A 14,340-nucleotide genomic window follows, 5' to 3' on the forward strand; every position below is an offset into this window, starting at 1 on the left:
CGGCTCTGGAGCGCCGTATCTGCGGAGGTTAGGCTGCGCGTGTGCCGCACTTCCGGATCAGCGAGGCCGCGCGTCTGCTCGGCGTGAGCGACGACACCGTCCGTCGCTGGATCGATGCCGGGACGCTCACGGCGAGCCGGGACGACGTCGGCCTCCAGGTGGTCGACGGGCGCGAGCTGGCCGACCTCGCGCAGGCCCGCGCCGCGGCGCCCGCGGACCCCACGGGTGTGCGTCGCTCGGCGCGCAACCGGTTCGTGGGCCTGGTGACGCGGGTGACCGCCGGCGGCGTCATGGCGCAGGTCGAGATGCAGTGCGGCCCGCACACCGTCGTGTCGCTCATGAGCGCCGACGCCGCCCGCGAGCTCGAGCTCGAGCCCGGTCGCCTCGCCGTCGCGGTGGTCAAGGCGACCACGGTGATCGTCGAGACGCCGGGCGGAGTGTCATGAGGCCCGCACGACGGCGGCATGGGCGCGTGGCGGCGGGACTCGTCGGGGTTGCCGTCGTGACGTCCGGCTGCGTCCCCGGAACCCCGTCGGACGACGGCCGCACGCTCACCGTGCTGGCGGCGGCCTCGCTCACCGAGGTGCTCGACCAGGTGGCAGACGACTTCCGCGCGACGGAGCCCGACGTCGAGGTGCGGGTCTCCTACGCGGGCTCGGCCGACCTTGTGGCACAGGTGGCCGACGGCGCCCCGGCGGACGTCCTGGTGACGGCCGACGCCCCGACCATGGACGAGGCCCGGGCGACCGGTCGGGTGGCGGGGGAGCCCGTCGTCGTGGCGACCAACCGGCTGGTGCTCGTGACCCCTCCGGACGACCCTGCGGACGTCGCGGGACCCGAGGACCTCGCCCGGGACGACGTCGACCTCGTCGTCTGCGCTCCCCAGGTGCCGTGCGGGCGCGCGACGGTCGCGCTCGCCGACGAGCTGGGGCTGGAGATCGCGCCCGTGAGCGAGGAGAACGCCGTGACCGACGTGCTCGGCAAGGTGGTCGCGGGCGAGGCCGACGCGGGCGTCGTCTACGTGACCGATGCGCGCCGGGTCGGGGACGACGTGCGGTCCGTCGAGCTGCCCGACGTGCCGACGGCGCGCGCGACCTACCTCGCGGCCGTGCTCGACGACGGCGCGGCGTCGCGCGACGACGACGGCGCGTCGGACCACGACGATGCGGCGTCCGACGACGACGCGGCGGCGCCCGACGGTGACGCGGCTGCCGCCGCGCGCCTGGTCGCGTACCTCGCAGGCCCCGAGGGTCAGGCCGTGCTCGCCGACGCGGGATTCGCAGCCCCATGACGGCCGAGCGGGTGCCGGTGCCGCGGTGGGTGCTCGTGCCGGCGGCGCTGGGCGCGGCCCTCGTGGTGCTCCCGCTCGTGGCGCTCGCCGCACGCGTCGACCCGGCGCAGCTCGCAGGGCTCGTGACGAGCGAGGGCGCACGGGCGGCGCTCGGGCTGAGCCTGCGCGCCGCAGCGGTCAGCACCATGGTGTGCGTGCTGCTCGGGGTCCCGCTCGCGCTCGTGCTCGCTCGTGGGGCCGGCCGGGGCACCACGGTGCTGCGTGCCCTGGTGCTCGTGCCGCTCGTGCTGCCGCCCGTGGTGGGCGGGCTCGCACTGCTCATGACCTTCGGCCGCCGCGGCCTGCTGGGCCGGTACCTCGAGGTCGCGGGCGTCCAGATCGCGTTCTCGACGACGGCGGTGGTGCTCGCGCAGGTGTTCGTCGCGCTGCCGTTCCTGGTGCTCACGCTCGAGGGCGCGTTGCGCACCGCGGGCACCCGGTACGAGAGGGTCGCCGCGACCCTCGGTGCGCGGCCCACGACGGTGCTCCGCCGGGTGACGGTCCCGCTGGTCGCCCCCGGCCTCGCCTCGGGTGCCGTGCTCGCGTTCGCGCGTGCCCTCGGGGAGTTCGGGGCGACGCTGACGTTCGCGGGCAGCCTCCAGGGCGTGACGCGCACGCTGCCCCTCGAGGTCTACCTCCAGCGCGAGACCGACCCCGACGCCGCGGTCGCGCTGTCCCTCGTGCTCGTGCTGGTCGCCGTCGTCGTGGTGGTCCTCACGCACGCCCGACGGCCGGTGGTGGCGGCGTGAGCGGGACGCCCGCCGGGACGCCGGCGCCCGGCCTGACGGTCCACGCCGTGGTGCGCGAGCGCGACGTGGATCTGCGTGTCGAGCCGGGACCCGGCCGCGTCACGGCGGTGATCGGTCCCAACGGCGCGGGCAAGTCGACCCTGCTGGGCGTGGTCGCGGGTCTCGTGAGTCCCGATGCCGGTCGCGTGGTGCTGGGCGACCACGTGCTCACGGACACCGATCGCGGTGTGCGCGTGCCGGTCCATGCGCGCCGCACGGTGCTCCTGGGCCAGGAGCCCTTGCTGCTTCCGCACCTGGACGTGCTCGGCAACGTCGCGTTCGGCCCACGCAGCGCGGGGGAGCGTCGTGGGGACGCCGAGCGGCGTGCGCTCGCGGTGCTCGAGGAGCTCGACCTCACCGACCTCGCGAGGCGCAGGCCCGCGCAGCTCTCGGGCGGCCAGGCGCAGCGCGTCGCGATCGCCCGCGCGCTCGCGGCGTCCCCGGACCTGCTGCTGCTCGACGAGCCGCTCGCCGCACTCGACGTGGATGTGGCGCCCGCCGTCCGGCGCCTGCTCGCACGCGTGCTTCGCGGCCGCACGGCGCTCGTCGTGACCCACGACCTGCTCGACGTGCTGGCCCTGGCCGACGACGTGCTGGTGGTCGAGGGCGGGCGCGTGGTCGAGCACGGGCCCACGCGCGAGGTGCTGGGCCGCCCGCGCAGCAGGTTCGCCGCGCGGCTGGCCGATCTCAACCTGGTGCTGGGTACCGCGACCGACGACGGCCTGGTGGCGGGCGGGGTGCGCCTGGTGGGCCTGCGCGACGAGGGCTGCGCGCCGGGTGACCCGGCCGCCGCGGTCTTCGCCCCGAGCGCGGTCGCGGTGCACGTCGAGCCGCCGTCGGGCAGCCCACGCAACGTGCTCACCGCACGTGTACGGCAGACCGAGCTGCGCGGCGCCGTCGTCCGCCTGCACGTCGAGTGCACGGGTTCGGTGGCCGCCGAGGACGGCGCCGCGATGACCGTGCACGCGGACGTCACCGCGGCCGCGGCGACGGACCTGGACCTGGTGCCCGGGCGCGACGTCCACCTCGCGGTCAAGGCGACCGAGATCGCTGTGCACGCGGCCCGCCGCTGAACGACGTCGTGCAGGAAGGGCGAGGTCGAGCGCCGGAGCCACGCCACCATCGCGGCGAGACCCGCTACCGGACGTCGACCTCCCAGAGCTCCAGAACCACCTCGTAGGTGTCACCGAGATCGGCCTGGAGTGCGCGCTGGAGGCGTGCCGCCTCCGCGACGTGCGCGTCGCGGCGTTTCGGGTCGTCCCACCCGTGCTGCCAGTCGAAGTGCTCGTTGAACGTGCGCGCCCAGGCTTTGAGCGCCACCGCGACGGGCTCGCTGACCGGAAGGTCGCCTTCCCTCGCCACCCCACCCGGGACCCACAGGGGCCAGTTGACGGTGTACTCGTTCATGAGGCGGACGCGAGTTGCCACTGTCAGCAACCTCCTCGGGCTCGACGTGACTTCTGCGTCGTCTTCGTCGAGATGCTGCCCCATGGAAGGGGGTCTCCGGAAGACGCGCCCTAGTTCTCGGTGCCGCCGCGGCGCCAGCGGATGCCGGCCTCGATGAAGCCGTCGATGTCGCCGTCGAACACCGAGCTGGGGTTGCCCACCTCGTGCTCGGTGCGCAGGTCCTTGACCATCTGGTACGGCTGGAGCACGTACGAGCGCATCTGGTCGCCCCAGCTCGCCTTGATGTCGCCCGCGAGCTCCTTCTGGGTGGCGCGCTCCTCGGCCTGGCGCAGCAGCAGCAGGCGGGACTGGAGCACGCGCAGCGCGGCGGCGCGGTTCTGGATCTGGCTCTTCTCGTTCTGCATCGAGACCACGGTGCCCGTGGGGATGTGGGTGAGGCGCACGGCCGAGTCGGTCGTGTTGACGGACTGGCCGCCGGGGCCGGACGAGCGGAACACGTCGACCTTGATCTCGTTCTCGGGGATGTCGATGTGGTCGGTCTGCTCGATGAGCGGGATCACCTCGACGGCCGCGAACGACGTCTGGCGGCGGCCCTGGTTGTCGAACGGTGAGATGCGCACCAGGCGGTGCGTGCCGGCCTCGACGGAGAGCGTGCCGAACGCGTAGGGCGCCTTGACCTCGAAAGTCGCGGACTTGAGGCCGGCCTCCTCGGCGTAGGAGGTGTCGAGCACCGCGGTGGGGTAGCCGTGCCGCTCGGCCCAGCGCAGGTACATGCGCAGCAGCATCTCGGCGAAGTCGGCGGCGTCCACGCCACCCGCCCCGGCGCGGATGGTCACGACGGCCTCGCGTGCGTCGTACTCGCCGTTGAGGAGCGTGCGGACCTCGAGGGCGCCCAGGTCCTTGCGGACGGTCTCGAGCTCGGCCTCGGCGTCCGCGAGCGTGTCCGCGTCGCTCTCCTCGACCGCCATCTCGACGAGGGTCTCGAGGTCCTCGATGCGCTGCTCGAAGGTCTCGAGGCGCTCGAGCTCGGACTGCGCGTGCGACAGCTCGGAGGTGACCTTCTGCGCGGCGTCGGTGTCGTCCCACAGGTCCGGGGCCGAGGCCTGGTCGGACAGCTCGGCGATGCGACGGCGCAGGGCCTCGGGGTCGCTCACCGCGCGGATGGTGCCCAGGGTGGTGCGCAGGGCGGAGATCTCGGCGGGGAAGTCGGTGGCTGCCACGACCGTCGAGGTTACCCGCTGTGCGCCCTCCGTCCCGACCGCCCGCAGGGATCGCCCTCCCCGCGTGGGTGGTAGGGGTCAACCCGCGCGGGCGCGGGTGGTGACCTCGAGGCGGATACCGTCGGACCACGGGGCCGTGACCCACGTGATCAGCGGTGGGCGAGCGACTGCGGCCAGGGTGACCTCGGCGGTACGGCCGTCGATCGCGACGGCGCGTGTGATCGCGAGGCCCTCCAGGTCGTCCGCGGCCGTCGCCGCGACGTGTCGCTCGACGGCGGCGGCTACCGAGGCGTCGGTCAGCATCAGTGGCTCCTCACCGCCGGTGCGCGCGTAGTACGCCTCCTCGTCGAGCGCGGTCGCGGCCGCGAGCGCGGCGCCGTCGGCGAGGGCGAGGAGCGCCTTGCGCTCGAGGTGGATGCTCGTGGCCGATGCCACGGCCGTGACGAGCAGCAGCGCGAGCACGACGTACAGCAGGGAGAGGATCATCACGCGGCCCTCGTCGCGCGGCCGCGCGGTCACGGCCCGTCCCGCACGACGAAGCGCTCGGTCGGCATGCTCGCGCTCGCGCTCACGGGCACGGTGAGCGCGTCGACGAAGGCCGGGACGCCGACCAGGCGCACGTCGGCCTCGACGTGCGCCGTCACGACTCCGTCCGGACCGTCGCACCTGCCGTCGCACGTGAGCGTCAGCGAGGACTCGTCGGCGTCCACGCCCTGGTCCTGGAGGGCCAGACCCGCGGCGGCGAGGGCACGTCCCTCGGCCTCGTCGGTGGACGAGGTGACGTACGCGCGGGCGGCCTCGCGCGCGGCGCCGTCGACCGCGAACGCGGCCCCTTGGAGCTGGGCGAGCACGAGAACGAGGTACACGACGGGGACCAGGAGTACGAGCGTCACGCCGAGGAACTCGACGATCGCCGAGCCGTCGTCTGTGCGGGGGGCTTCCTGCGCGACGGCGACCGCGGCCGAGGACCGACTCGCCACGTTCCGGTTCGTCGTCATGCGGCCTCGGCGAGCGCGTGCGCGTCGACCGTGAGGGTGCGTGGCCCGAGGAGGCCGAGCAGCGGCAGCGGAGCGGTCAGCTCGACCTCGACCACGTCGAGCCCGTCGACGACGACGCGCTGTGCGGTCACCTGCTCGGCGAAGCGGGGGTGCAGGGAGAGGTCGATCAGCTCGCGGGCGCGCGCCACGGCGTCGTCGGGCGACCTGTCGGCCAGCGCCCCGTACCGCGCGCCCTCGGCGGCGCAGTCCACGAGGGTCGAGCGCACGTGCAGTGCGAGGGCGAGCTGCAGCACCGAGGCGAAGACCAGCGTCGTCAGGGCGCCGACGAGCACGAACTCGACGATCGCCGACCCTCGTTCGTGGTCCTGGGGCCGGCACCGCGCGCGCTCAGCCGCCGAACGACGTGACACGGGCGATGGCGTCGTCGAACAGCCCGGTCAGCGCCGGCCCGGCGATCGCCCAGATCGCGAGCACGAGCCCCGCCGTCATCAGCGTCACGAGCACCCAGCCGGGCACGTCTCCGCGGTCGTCGCGAGGTGCCGGCAGCCGCCGGAGCAGGGCGTTGACGGCCCGGTCGAACGGGGTCAGGTGGTGGAGCACAGGATCTCCTTGCAGTGGTGGACGACGGTCAGAGCTCGAGGCGCAAGGCGGTGAGCCCGGGGAAGACGGCGAAGACGACGGTGACGGGGAGGATGAGGAAGACGACGGGAACCATCATCAGGACCTCCTTGCGGCCGCCGACCTCCATCAGCGCGGCGCGGCCCGCCTCGCGGGTGTCGGCCGCCTGGGCGCGCAGCACCTCGGCGATGGGCGTCCCGCGGTCGATCGCGACGGCGACGGCCTCGGCGAACCGCGCGAGCGGCACGACGCCCGTGCGGTCGGCGAGGCGCTCGAGGGCCACCGCGACGGGTGCACCTGCGTGGACGTCCGCGACGACCCGTCCGAACTCCTGGGCGAGCTCGCCGTGGGTCGCGCGCGCGACGCGGTCGAGCGCCGCCAAAGGGCCTTCGCCTGCGCCGACGGCGAGGGCGACGAGCTCGGCCACGGTCGGGAGCTCCGAGATGATGCGCTGCTCGCGGCGGCGTACCTGTGCGCTGAGCAGCTGGTCGCGCGAGACGAGACCGGTGAGGAGACCTGTGGCGACGAGCACGAGCCCGGCGACGGGGTGGGCGCCGCGGACTGTGGTCAGGAGGGCGAGTCCGAGGCCGGCGGCAGTGCCGAGAGCGGCCCACACCACCTGCTCGGCGCGCAGCTGCTCGACCGTCTGCGCCGAGCCCGCCCGCGCGAGGCGGCGTTGCACGTCGGCACGCGGTGATCCGACTCGCTCGACCAGCCGGACGGCGTCGACCATCACGGGTGCGATGAGGCGCTCGAGCACGGGGAACGGTGACCGAGTCGTCGGAAGCAGGGCGGAGCGCCCCGGCCGGGGTCGCAGGTAGGGCGCGAGACGGTCGTCGAGGCGGGGACGTCTCGCCGCGAGCGCCCCGAGCACGAGCAGCAGGCCGACACCAGCGAGCGCGCCGAGCGCCGCTCCGACCCATGGCGCAGGTGCGGAGCCGACGGTCGGCAGCAGGTCCGACCTCACCGGAGCACTCGCTCGTCGTCGGGCAGGCGGCCGATCCGCACCATGAGCTGGTAGGCGACCACGGTCGAGCCGGCGCCGGCGAGGAGCACCGCGGCCCCCGACGCCGTCCCGTAGGCAGCGGCGGCCTCGGCGCGGGTGGCGAGCATCGCCAGCACCACCCAGGGCGCGGCGACGGCGAGGCGCGCGGCGTTCACGGTCCAGCTCTGACGGGCCTCGAGCTCGGCACGCGTACGGGCCTCCTCCCTCAGGAAGCCGGAGAGGGTCCGCAGGAGCCTTCCGAGGTCGGTGCCGCCGACCTCACGCGTCATGCGCAGCGCCTCGACGATCCTGTCGGCCACCGGGTCGGCCAGCCGTTCCTTGAGCGCATCGAGCGCCTCAGGAAAGCGGCCGGCCACGCGGTAGTCCTCGCCGAACGCCCGGAACGCGGGGCGCAGCTGCTCGGGTCCCCGTTCGCCGAGCTGGGTCAGCGCCTCGGGCAGGGACAGCCCCGCGCGGACTCCCGACGCGAGGTTGTCGACGACTTCCGGCCACAGCCCGCGCAGCGCCGCCCGCCGTCGCCGCGCACGGCCGCGGACCAGCGCCGTCGGTCCCGTGGCGGCGAGCCCTGCGAAGCAGAGCGCGATGCTCCAGGTGCCCGTGAGGCCGAGGGCGAGCAGCCCCGTGAGCGCGGCGAGCGTGCAGCTCGCGCCCACCAGGCCACCGACCGAGACGCCCGGGGCACCCGCCTGGACGAGCAGGTCCCGTACACGGTCGGCGCGAGCGGACCTTCGCGGCGGGAGCGGGCCGGTGAAGGCCCACAGGACCAGGCAGAGCCCTGCTCCCAGCAGGAGTCCGGTGAGTGCGCCCATCAGGCCCCCGGTCGCAGCAGCTCGGCCGGGTCAACGCCGATCCGGGCGAAGCGCTCGGCGTGGGGTGGGAAGCCGTCGGCTCGCACCAGCGCGGCCCCGCGCGTGGTGAAGACCTCGGTCGCCTCGACCACCCCACCCTCGACCCGGCCCGGGACCGAGAGGATCTCGCGGGTGCGCCGTCGCCCGCGCGAGTCGACCTCGAGGTGCACGACGAGGTCGATCGCTGACGCGACGGTGGGCACCACGAAGCTCGACGCGACGTTCTCTCCCGCGAGCAGCGGCAGGGTGCAGATCTTGGTGAGCGCCTCGCGGGCACCGTTCGCGTGCACCGTGCACATGCCGGGCACGCCCGCGTTGAGCGCGATGAGCATGTCGAGGCTCTCGGCCTCGCGGACCTCGCCGATGACGATCCGGCTGGGCCGCATGCGCAGCGCCTCCTTGACGAGCCGCCGCAACGTGATCTCGCCGGTGCCTTCGAGGCTCGGTTGCCTGCACTGGAGCGCCACCACGTCGCGGTGCGGGACGCGCAGCTCGAAGACCTCCTCGCACGTGATGAGCCGCTCCCTGGGCGGCACAGAACCTGCGAGGGCGTTGAGCATCGTCGTCTTGCCCGCCTGGGTGGGGCCCGAGACGAGCACGTTCAGGCCGGCCGCGACCGACGCGCCGAGGAATCGGGCGGCCTGCGGCGTCAGCGAGCCGAGGGCCACCAGGTCGTCGAGGTGCGAGGCGCGCACCACGTACTTGCGGATGTTGACCGCCCAGTCGCGGCGCGTGACGTCGGGGATCACGACGTGCAGCCGCTCGCCTCCCGGCAACGACGCGTCCACGAACGGGCTCGAGAGGTCCAAGCGGCGTCCCGAGAGGCGCAGCATCTGCTCGACCAGCTCACGCACCTGACCGTCGGTCAGGATGGTGGTCGTCAACTCGGCCTGCCCGCGTCGCGCGACGAACACCTCCGCGGGTGAGTTGATCCAGATCTCCTCGACCTCGTCGTCCTCGAGGTACTGCTGGAGCGGGCCGAACCCGGCGACGGCGTCGACGACGGCCTTGTGCGCTGCCGTCGCGTCGGGCAGGGGCGGCACCCGGCCACGCAGCGAGCGCTCGTCGTAGTCGGCGAGGGCGTCGGTCACGAGCGCGTTCAGGCCCTGACGGTCGCGCAGCGGGTCGACCCCGCGCGTGCGGATCAGCTCACGCACCTCGTGCTCGAGCAGCGCGACACCGTCCACACGTCCCCCTCGCGCGTTCGACCGTCAAGTGCCCGACGAGCATAGGGGAGCGAATCGGGCAGATCGGGCGCTTGTGGACAACACCTTCGGGTGATCCGCAGGTCGCGGCGCCGGCTCGGCGCCGCGACCCGCAGCGCTCAGGCCCGTCGGCGCAAGGCCGTCGCCGCAGCACCCGTCGCGGCCAGGCACCACACCGCGAGCACCAGCAGCGACCGGCCGGAGATCGCGAAGGCGTCCTGTGCGAGACCCGCGCGCACGAGCTGCGCCATCGGCTCGATGGGCGCCCACTCGTGCACCTGCTGCAGCCAGGCGGGCATGCGCTCGGCCGGGTAGCTGACCGGGGAGAAGAGCAGCACCACGAAGACGAGCATCTGCGTGACCAGGTTGGCCAGCGGCGGGGGCAGCACGGAGGCGAGGGCGTACCCGACGGCGGCCGCGGTCATCGAGACCAGCAGGGTGGCCGGCACCAGCCACGGCGCGACGGAGAGCTCGATGTCGAAGCGCGCCGCGCCCACGAGCACCCCCAGCACCATCCCCGGCAGGGCGAGCACGGTCCAGACGAGCAGATCCGAGGCGAGGAACAGCCCGCGCGGCACCGGCAGGGTGCGCATCCAGTCGAGGCTGCCCTCGGTCTTGGACTGGGCGAGCAGCTGCGGGGTCATCACGAGCCCCACGGTGATGAGCGTGATGGTCGGCGCACCGGTCGCCAGGTAGAGCGCGACCTCGGGTGGCGGATCGCCCACGAGCAGCCCGTAGCCGACCACCGTGGCGACGGCCATGAAGACCTGCACGACGACGAGCAGGGGCAGGAACGTGGACTGGCGGCGGAACTGCCACTGGGCGAGGAGCAGGGTCTGCCGGACGGCGGTCACGCGGCCACCTCCTCGGCCGAGGCGCCGGCGTGCTCGGCACCGACCAGCTCGACGTAGACGTCCTCGAGGGAGGCCGGGACCAGCGAGTAGCGCTCGATCACGCCCTGGTCCACCTGGTGCTGCGCCCAGCGCACCACCTCGGCCGCGTCCTCGGTCGCGATGCTCGCGGACTCGCGCAACCGGTCGCTGCCGCGGGGACGCGCGCCGTCGGGCCAGGTCACCGCAGCGCCCGGCAGCAGGTCCAGCTCGACGGTGAGCGTGCCCTGCCACGAGGCGGTCAGGCCCGCAGGGGTGTCCGCAGCCAGGACGACGCCGTGGTCGAGGATCGCGAGGCGGTCGACCACCCGCTCCGCCTCGCGCACGTTGTGGGTGACCAGCAGCACGCCCGCGCCGTCGTCGGCCAGCCGTCGGATCTGCTGCCACAGCAGACGGTGGCGCACCGGGTCGACGTCGTTCGTGGGCTCGTCGAGCACGACCAGCCGGCCGGGCTGCACCACCGTCATCGCGAACGCCGTCAGGCGGGCGATCCCGCCCGAGACCTTCTCCGCTCGCGTGTCGGCCCAGGGGGAGAGGTCGAGCGCCTCGATGAGCTCGGCGGCCCTCGCCCGCACCGCCGTGCGGTGGCCGCCGCGGAGCCGTCCGACCAGCTCGATCGCCAGGCGCGGCGTCAGGCCGCTGATCGGGACGTTGGCCTGGGCCTGAATCGAGGCCCTGGACCGTGCCTCGTCCGGCCGCGCCACGGCGTCGATCCCGTCCAGGGTGATCGTGCCCTCGTCGGGGAGGACGAGCCCGACGACCTGGTTGACCAGGGTCGTCTTGCCCGCCCCGTTGTGGCCCAGGAGCCCGACCACCTGACCGGCCCGGACGTCCAGGTCGATCCCGTCGTTCGCCTGCACGCCCCGACGTCCGCGATAGCGCTTGCGCAGCCCCCGGATCGTCAGCACCTCGTCCTGTCCCATCAACCCCTCCTCGGTGACATACCGATCGGTATGTTCTGGAACGTAGCAGACGCCGGGTATCCGATACCAGGTGGTCGAGCGGATCAGATACCGATCAGTACATCCCGGGGTTAGGATGAATCCATGGCACGCGAGCACGAGGACGGACACACCCCGCACGAGGAGTCGATCGGCGCGGCGACGCGCGCCCTGGCGGACGCCACGGCGGCCCTCACCCGCCTGATCGGCAAGCAGGTCTCGAACGCCGTCCCGGAGGTCAGCGAGACCATCGCCGTCAGCCTTCGGGAGGCCTCCCGCGGCCTGGCCGAGGCGTCGGAGAAGGTCGAGCGCAGCGCGGGGGGTCGCCGCGGCCAGGACCGTCGTCAGGAGAAGGTCGACCGCACCCGCAGCGAGCTGCTCGCCGCCGCGGCGAGGGTCTTCGCCGCCCACGGGTACGAGGGGGCGTCGGTCGGGGACATCGCCGCCGAGGCAGGGTTCACCAAGGGTGCCCTCTACGCGCACTTCGGCTCCAAGAGCGAGGTCTTCCTGGCCCTCGCGCGCGAGTCCCTGCTGGTCCGGCACGAGGCGACGTGCGACGAACCCGAGCTCCCGGGCGTCACGGCCGAGGGGATCGACGAGGCCGCGATCGCGGCCTGGCTCCGCGACGCCCAGCAGAACCCGAGCCTGCTGCTGATGCTCGAGTTCGTGAGCTACGGCATCCGCCACCCCGAGGCCCGGGCGGAGCTCGGTGCCGTCCAGGAGCAGGGTCTGGAGCACTTCGCCGAGCAGGTGGCCGCGCTGCGGGCAGCGCGACGCGGCGCCGCGACCGAGGAGCCCACCACCGAGGACAGGGACATCGCTCTCGCCATCGTCTCGGTCGCCAACATGGCAGCCATGCTGAGCCTGCTGACCGACTCGCCCCACACGTCGCCCGAGGCCGGCGCCCGGGTGATCGCGCGGCTCCTCGAAGGCTGAGCCGCCCGGCCCCGGATCTGCGGGCCGCTGCTCGCCCCTACTCGCACCCCACGCCGTCGTCGTCGCCGTCCAGGTGGGGGCCGTAGCCGGGGTCGCCGCGGAGCACAGGCGCAGCCCCCGCGGCACGCGCGTCGGCGCAGCTCGCGAAGGGCACGACGGCGTCGTCGGATGGGGGAGCGGGCGGCGCGCCGGGAACAGGTCCGGTGGCGACGGGGAGCGGCTCGGCGGGGCAGCCCGTGAGCACGCGCGCCATCGCGTCGCGCTCGGCCTCGGTGACCCACAGGCCGTAGGCGTGCTTGACCGCGACCTGGCGCGCGACGTAGGCGCACCGGTAGGGCTTCGACGGCGGGAGCCACGTCGCGGCGTCCCCGGCGCCCTTCTGCTGGTTGAGCGCGCCGTCCACCGCGAGCAGGTTGAGCGGGTCGTTCGCGAACGCCACGCGCGTCGGCCCGTCCCACTGCCAGGCGCCCTTCTGCCATGCGTCGGCCAGCGCGACCACGTGGTCCACCTGCACGTCGCTGCTGGTCGCCGCACCGCGCACGAAGGCGAGGGTCGCGCCCGAGTACGGGTCGAGCAGGATGCCGGTCAGCACCACGCAGCCGCGCGTGCCCGGCTTGGTGGTGACGTCCGTGAGGTCACGGCCCAGCACGTCGTTGCGGGTGTCGCAGCCGTTGCGGTCCACATCCACCCAGCCCTCGCCGAACAGGTCCCGCTCGTACCCGGTGCGCGGTGCCCGGCCCTTGACCTCGAGCCGGCCGACGGCGTCGAGGGCCGCCCCGGCTGAGAGGCCCGGTTCCCCGGTCGCGGCGGGCGACGGTTCGGCCCGCGGCGCGCTGGTGGTCGCGGCCGGTGAGCCCTCGCCATCCGCGTGGGTCACCGCTTCCACCGTGCAGGCCGTGAGCGACGCCGTGACCAGCAGGGCGACCACGGCGCTCAGCCCGCGTCGCACGTCCCGGTCACCCACCCGGCAAGTCTGGGCGAGCGACGCCGTCGGGCCCGGGCGGCACGCCGCGCCGTGTCGCACAGCCATGTGCGCGGCTGGGTGACGCCGTGGCCGGACGGGTCAGGACTCCCGGCGTGCGCCCGCGCGCTCGGACTCCGCTGCCGTGCTGTCGGCGGGCTCGTCGGCGGCTGTCTGGGTGTCCGACGGCGTCGTCGTCGGGGCGGCCGCGGGGGCCGCCGGAGCCGGGGGAGGAACCGGGCCGGACGGCGCCGTTGCCGCCGGGCCCGGTCGATCGGTGCGCCGCAGCCGGCGCCGCAGCGCCAGCACGACGAGGGCGACGAGGCCGAGGACGACGAGCCACGGCGTGAGCACGCCGAGGGCCACGGCCAGCCCGGTGAGCGTCGCGACGAGCGAGTTCCAGCCCGTGACGAGCCCGCCCCAGAAGCCCGTGGGCGGCTCGGGCGGCACCGTGTCCTCGGTCCACAGCTCGATGCGCAGCGTCGAGAGCGCCACCTGGTCCGCGAGGCGGCTGCGCTGGGACTCGAGCGACTCGAGCTCGGCCTGCCTGTCGGTGAGCGCCTGCTCGGCCTCGACGATCGCCTGCGTGGACGTCGCGCGGCTCAGCAGGTCCTCGAGCCGGGCCACCGAGATCTCGAGGGCGCGGATGCGGGCGTCGAGGTCGCGCGCCTGCGCGGTCACCTCGGTGCTCGTGATCGACGTCTCCTCGACCGTGCCGAGGGTGCCGAGCTGCTCGAGCGTGCCCGACACCTCGGTCGACGGGATGCGCACCACCAGGTGCGCGCTCGCGAACTCGTCGTCCTCGGTGCCCTGCTCCACGCGCTCCTGCACGTGCCCGCCGACGCGCTCGACGAGCTGTGCGACCGCCGTGGCCGCGCGGCGCGGGCTCTCGACGGTCAGGCCCACCGATCCCTCGGTCACGAACTGCCTGTCCTCGACCGAGGGGACCAGGCCGCTCTCAGCCCGCGGCGCCTCCGCGGAGTCACTGCCCTCCTCGGCAGCGCCCATGTCCGCCATGCCCGCCGACTCGCCACCGCCGTCGGACGTCGCCGCGACGTCGGCCGCGTCACCGCTGCCGGCGGCGCTGCACCCGGCGACGAGCGTCAGGGCGAGGACGACGGCGAGGACACGTGGGGTGCGCATGGCCGTCACGCTAGAGCGCCGACGACGGCGTCCGTGGGGGTTCGGGGAC

18 protein-coding genes are annotated in these 14,340 nt (G+C 74.2%); 5 read left to right on the forward strand and 13 right to left on the reverse strand.

Annotation, left to right across the window (positions count from 1 at the left end; translation table 11 throughout):
- The first annotated feature begins 41 nt into the window (after positions 1 to 41).
- The 4 genes from GXB85_RS11510 to GXB85_RS11525 are packed head-to-tail and all read left to right on the forward strand — an operon-like array spanning position 42 to position 3,191.
- Positions 42 to 446, forward strand: coding sequence for a TOBE domain-containing protein (locus tag GXB85_RS11510; protein ID WP_161917802.1), 405 nt, complete (start codon positions 42 to 44; stop codon positions 444 to 446).
- Positions 447 to 472: 26 nt separating this feature from the next.
- Entirely contained in the window at positions 473 to 1,291 is an 819-nt protein-coding gene (modA, locus tag GXB85_RS11515) for a molybdate ABC transporter substrate-binding protein (protein ID WP_370524188.1), read from the forward strand.
- Positions 1,288 to 2,079 carry an ABC transporter permease gene (locus tag GXB85_RS11520; RefSeq protein ID WP_161917804.1) on the forward strand — a complete coding sequence of 264 codons (792 nt, stop codon included), beginning with the start codon at positions 1,288 to 1,290 and terminating at the stop codon, positions 2,077 to 2,079. The genes modA and GXB85_RS11520 overlap by 4 nt, the downstream gene beginning before the upstream one ends.
- Positions 2,076 to 3,191 (forward strand): sulfate/molybdate ABC transporter ATP-binding protein, encoded by a 1,116-nt coding sequence (locus tag GXB85_RS11525; protein ID WP_370524189.1) that lies wholly within the window; start codon positions 2,076 to 2,078, stop codon positions 3,189 to 3,191. The genes GXB85_RS11520 and GXB85_RS11525 overlap by 4 nt, the downstream gene beginning before the upstream one ends.
- Before the next feature lie 64 nt (positions 3,192 to 3,255).
- Here the strand turns inward: GXB85_RS11525 and GXB85_RS11530 are convergent, their stop codons facing one another.
- The 11 genes from GXB85_RS11530 to GXB85_RS11580 form a co-directional block, all read right to left on the reverse strand.
- Positions 3,256 to 3,525: a hypothetical protein gene (locus GXB85_RS11530; RefSeq protein ID WP_161917805.1), complete on the reverse strand. Its 270-nt coding sequence runs from the start codon at positions 3,523 to 3,525 to the stop codon at positions 3,256 to 3,258.
- Positions 3,526 to 3,635: 110 nt separating this feature from the next.
- Positions 3,636 to 4,745 (reverse strand): peptide chain release factor 2, encoded by a 1,110-nt coding sequence (gene prfB, locus GXB85_RS11535; protein WP_161917806.1) that lies wholly within the window; start codon positions 4,743 to 4,745, stop codon positions 3,636 to 3,638.
- 78 nt (positions 4,746 to 4,823) lie between these two features.
- Positions 4,824 to 5,264 (reverse strand): hypothetical protein, encoded by a 441-nt coding sequence (locus GXB85_RS11540; protein ID WP_370524190.1) that lies wholly within the window; start codon positions 5,262 to 5,264, stop codon positions 4,824 to 4,826.
- Entirely contained in the window at positions 5,261 to 5,743 is a 483-nt protein-coding gene (locus tag GXB85_RS11545) for a pilus assembly protein (protein WP_161917807.1), read from the reverse strand. Before GXB85_RS11545 ends, GXB85_RS11540 begins: the two co-directional genes overlap by 4 nt.
- On the reverse strand, positions 5,740 to 6,153 hold the full coding sequence (locus GXB85_RS11550; protein WP_161917808.1) for a TadE family protein: 414 nt from the start codon (positions 6,151 to 6,153) through the stop codon (positions 5,740 to 5,742). Before GXB85_RS11550 ends, GXB85_RS11545 begins: the two co-directional genes overlap by 4 nt.
- Positions 6,131 to 6,331, reverse strand: coding sequence for a hypothetical protein (locus GXB85_RS11555; RefSeq protein ID WP_202627898.1), 201 nt, complete (start codon positions 6,329 to 6,331; stop codon positions 6,131 to 6,133). The genes GXB85_RS11550 and GXB85_RS11555 overlap by 23 nt, the downstream gene beginning before the upstream one ends.
- A gap of 40 nt (positions 6,332 to 6,371) precedes the next feature.
- Positions 6,372 to 7,328, reverse strand: a complete 957-nt coding sequence (locus GXB85_RS11560; protein ID WP_370524191.1) for a type II secretion system F family protein — start codon at positions 7,326 to 7,328, stop codon at positions 6,372 to 6,374.
- On the reverse strand, positions 7,325 to 8,176 hold the full coding sequence (locus tag GXB85_RS11565; protein WP_161917810.1) for a type II secretion system F family protein: 852 nt from the start codon (positions 8,174 to 8,176) through the stop codon (positions 7,325 to 7,327). Before GXB85_RS11565 ends, GXB85_RS11560 begins: the two co-directional genes overlap by 4 nt.
- Positions 8,176 to 9,402, reverse strand: a complete 1,227-nt coding sequence (locus tag GXB85_RS11570; RefSeq protein ID WP_161917811.1) for an ATPase, T2SS/T4P/T4SS family — start codon at positions 9,400 to 9,402, stop codon at positions 8,176 to 8,178. Before GXB85_RS11570 ends, GXB85_RS11565 begins: the two co-directional genes overlap by 1 nt.
- Before the next feature lie 137 nt (positions 9,403 to 9,539).
- Entirely contained in the window at positions 9,540 to 10,274 is a 735-nt protein-coding gene (locus tag GXB85_RS11575) for an ABC transporter permease (RefSeq protein ID WP_161917812.1), read from the reverse strand.
- Positions 10,271 to 11,233 carry an ABC transporter ATP-binding protein gene (locus tag GXB85_RS11580; RefSeq protein ID WP_161917813.1) on the reverse strand — a complete coding sequence of 321 codons (963 nt, stop codon included), beginning with the start codon at positions 11,231 to 11,233 and terminating at the stop codon, positions 10,271 to 10,273. The genes GXB85_RS11575 and GXB85_RS11580 overlap by 4 nt, the downstream gene beginning before the upstream one ends.
- A gap of 123 nt (positions 11,234 to 11,356) precedes the next feature.
- On the opposite strand from GXB85_RS11580, the gene GXB85_RS11585 reads away from it, so the two are divergent.
- Positions 11,357 to 12,187, forward strand: a complete 831-nt coding sequence (locus tag GXB85_RS11585) for a TetR/AcrR family transcriptional regulator (RefSeq protein ID WP_161917814.1) — start codon at positions 11,357 to 11,359, stop codon at positions 12,185 to 12,187.
- Positions 12,188 to 12,224: 37 nt separating this feature from the next.
- On the opposite strand, the gene GXB85_RS11590 is transcribed toward GXB85_RS11585, so the two are convergent.
- Together GXB85_RS11590 and GXB85_RS11595 are read right to left on the reverse strand one after the other, a co-directional pair.
- Positions 12,225 to 13,151 (reverse strand): DUF1524 domain-containing protein, encoded by a 927-nt coding sequence (locus GXB85_RS11590; RefSeq protein WP_370524192.1) that lies wholly within the window; start codon positions 13,149 to 13,151, stop codon positions 12,225 to 12,227.
- Between the two features lie 99 nt (positions 13,152 to 13,250).
- Positions 13,251 to 14,291 carry a DUF4349 domain-containing protein gene (locus GXB85_RS11595; protein ID WP_161917816.1) on the reverse strand — a complete coding sequence of 347 codons (1,041 nt, stop codon included), beginning with the start codon at positions 14,289 to 14,291 and terminating at the stop codon, positions 13,251 to 13,253.
- Positions 14,292 to 14,340: the final 49 nt, after the last annotated feature.

This window comes from Cellulomonas sp. APG4, assembly GCF_009996735.1.
Taxonomy (GTDB): domain Bacteria; phylum Actinomycetota; class Actinomycetes; order Actinomycetales; family Cellulomonadaceae; genus Actinotalea.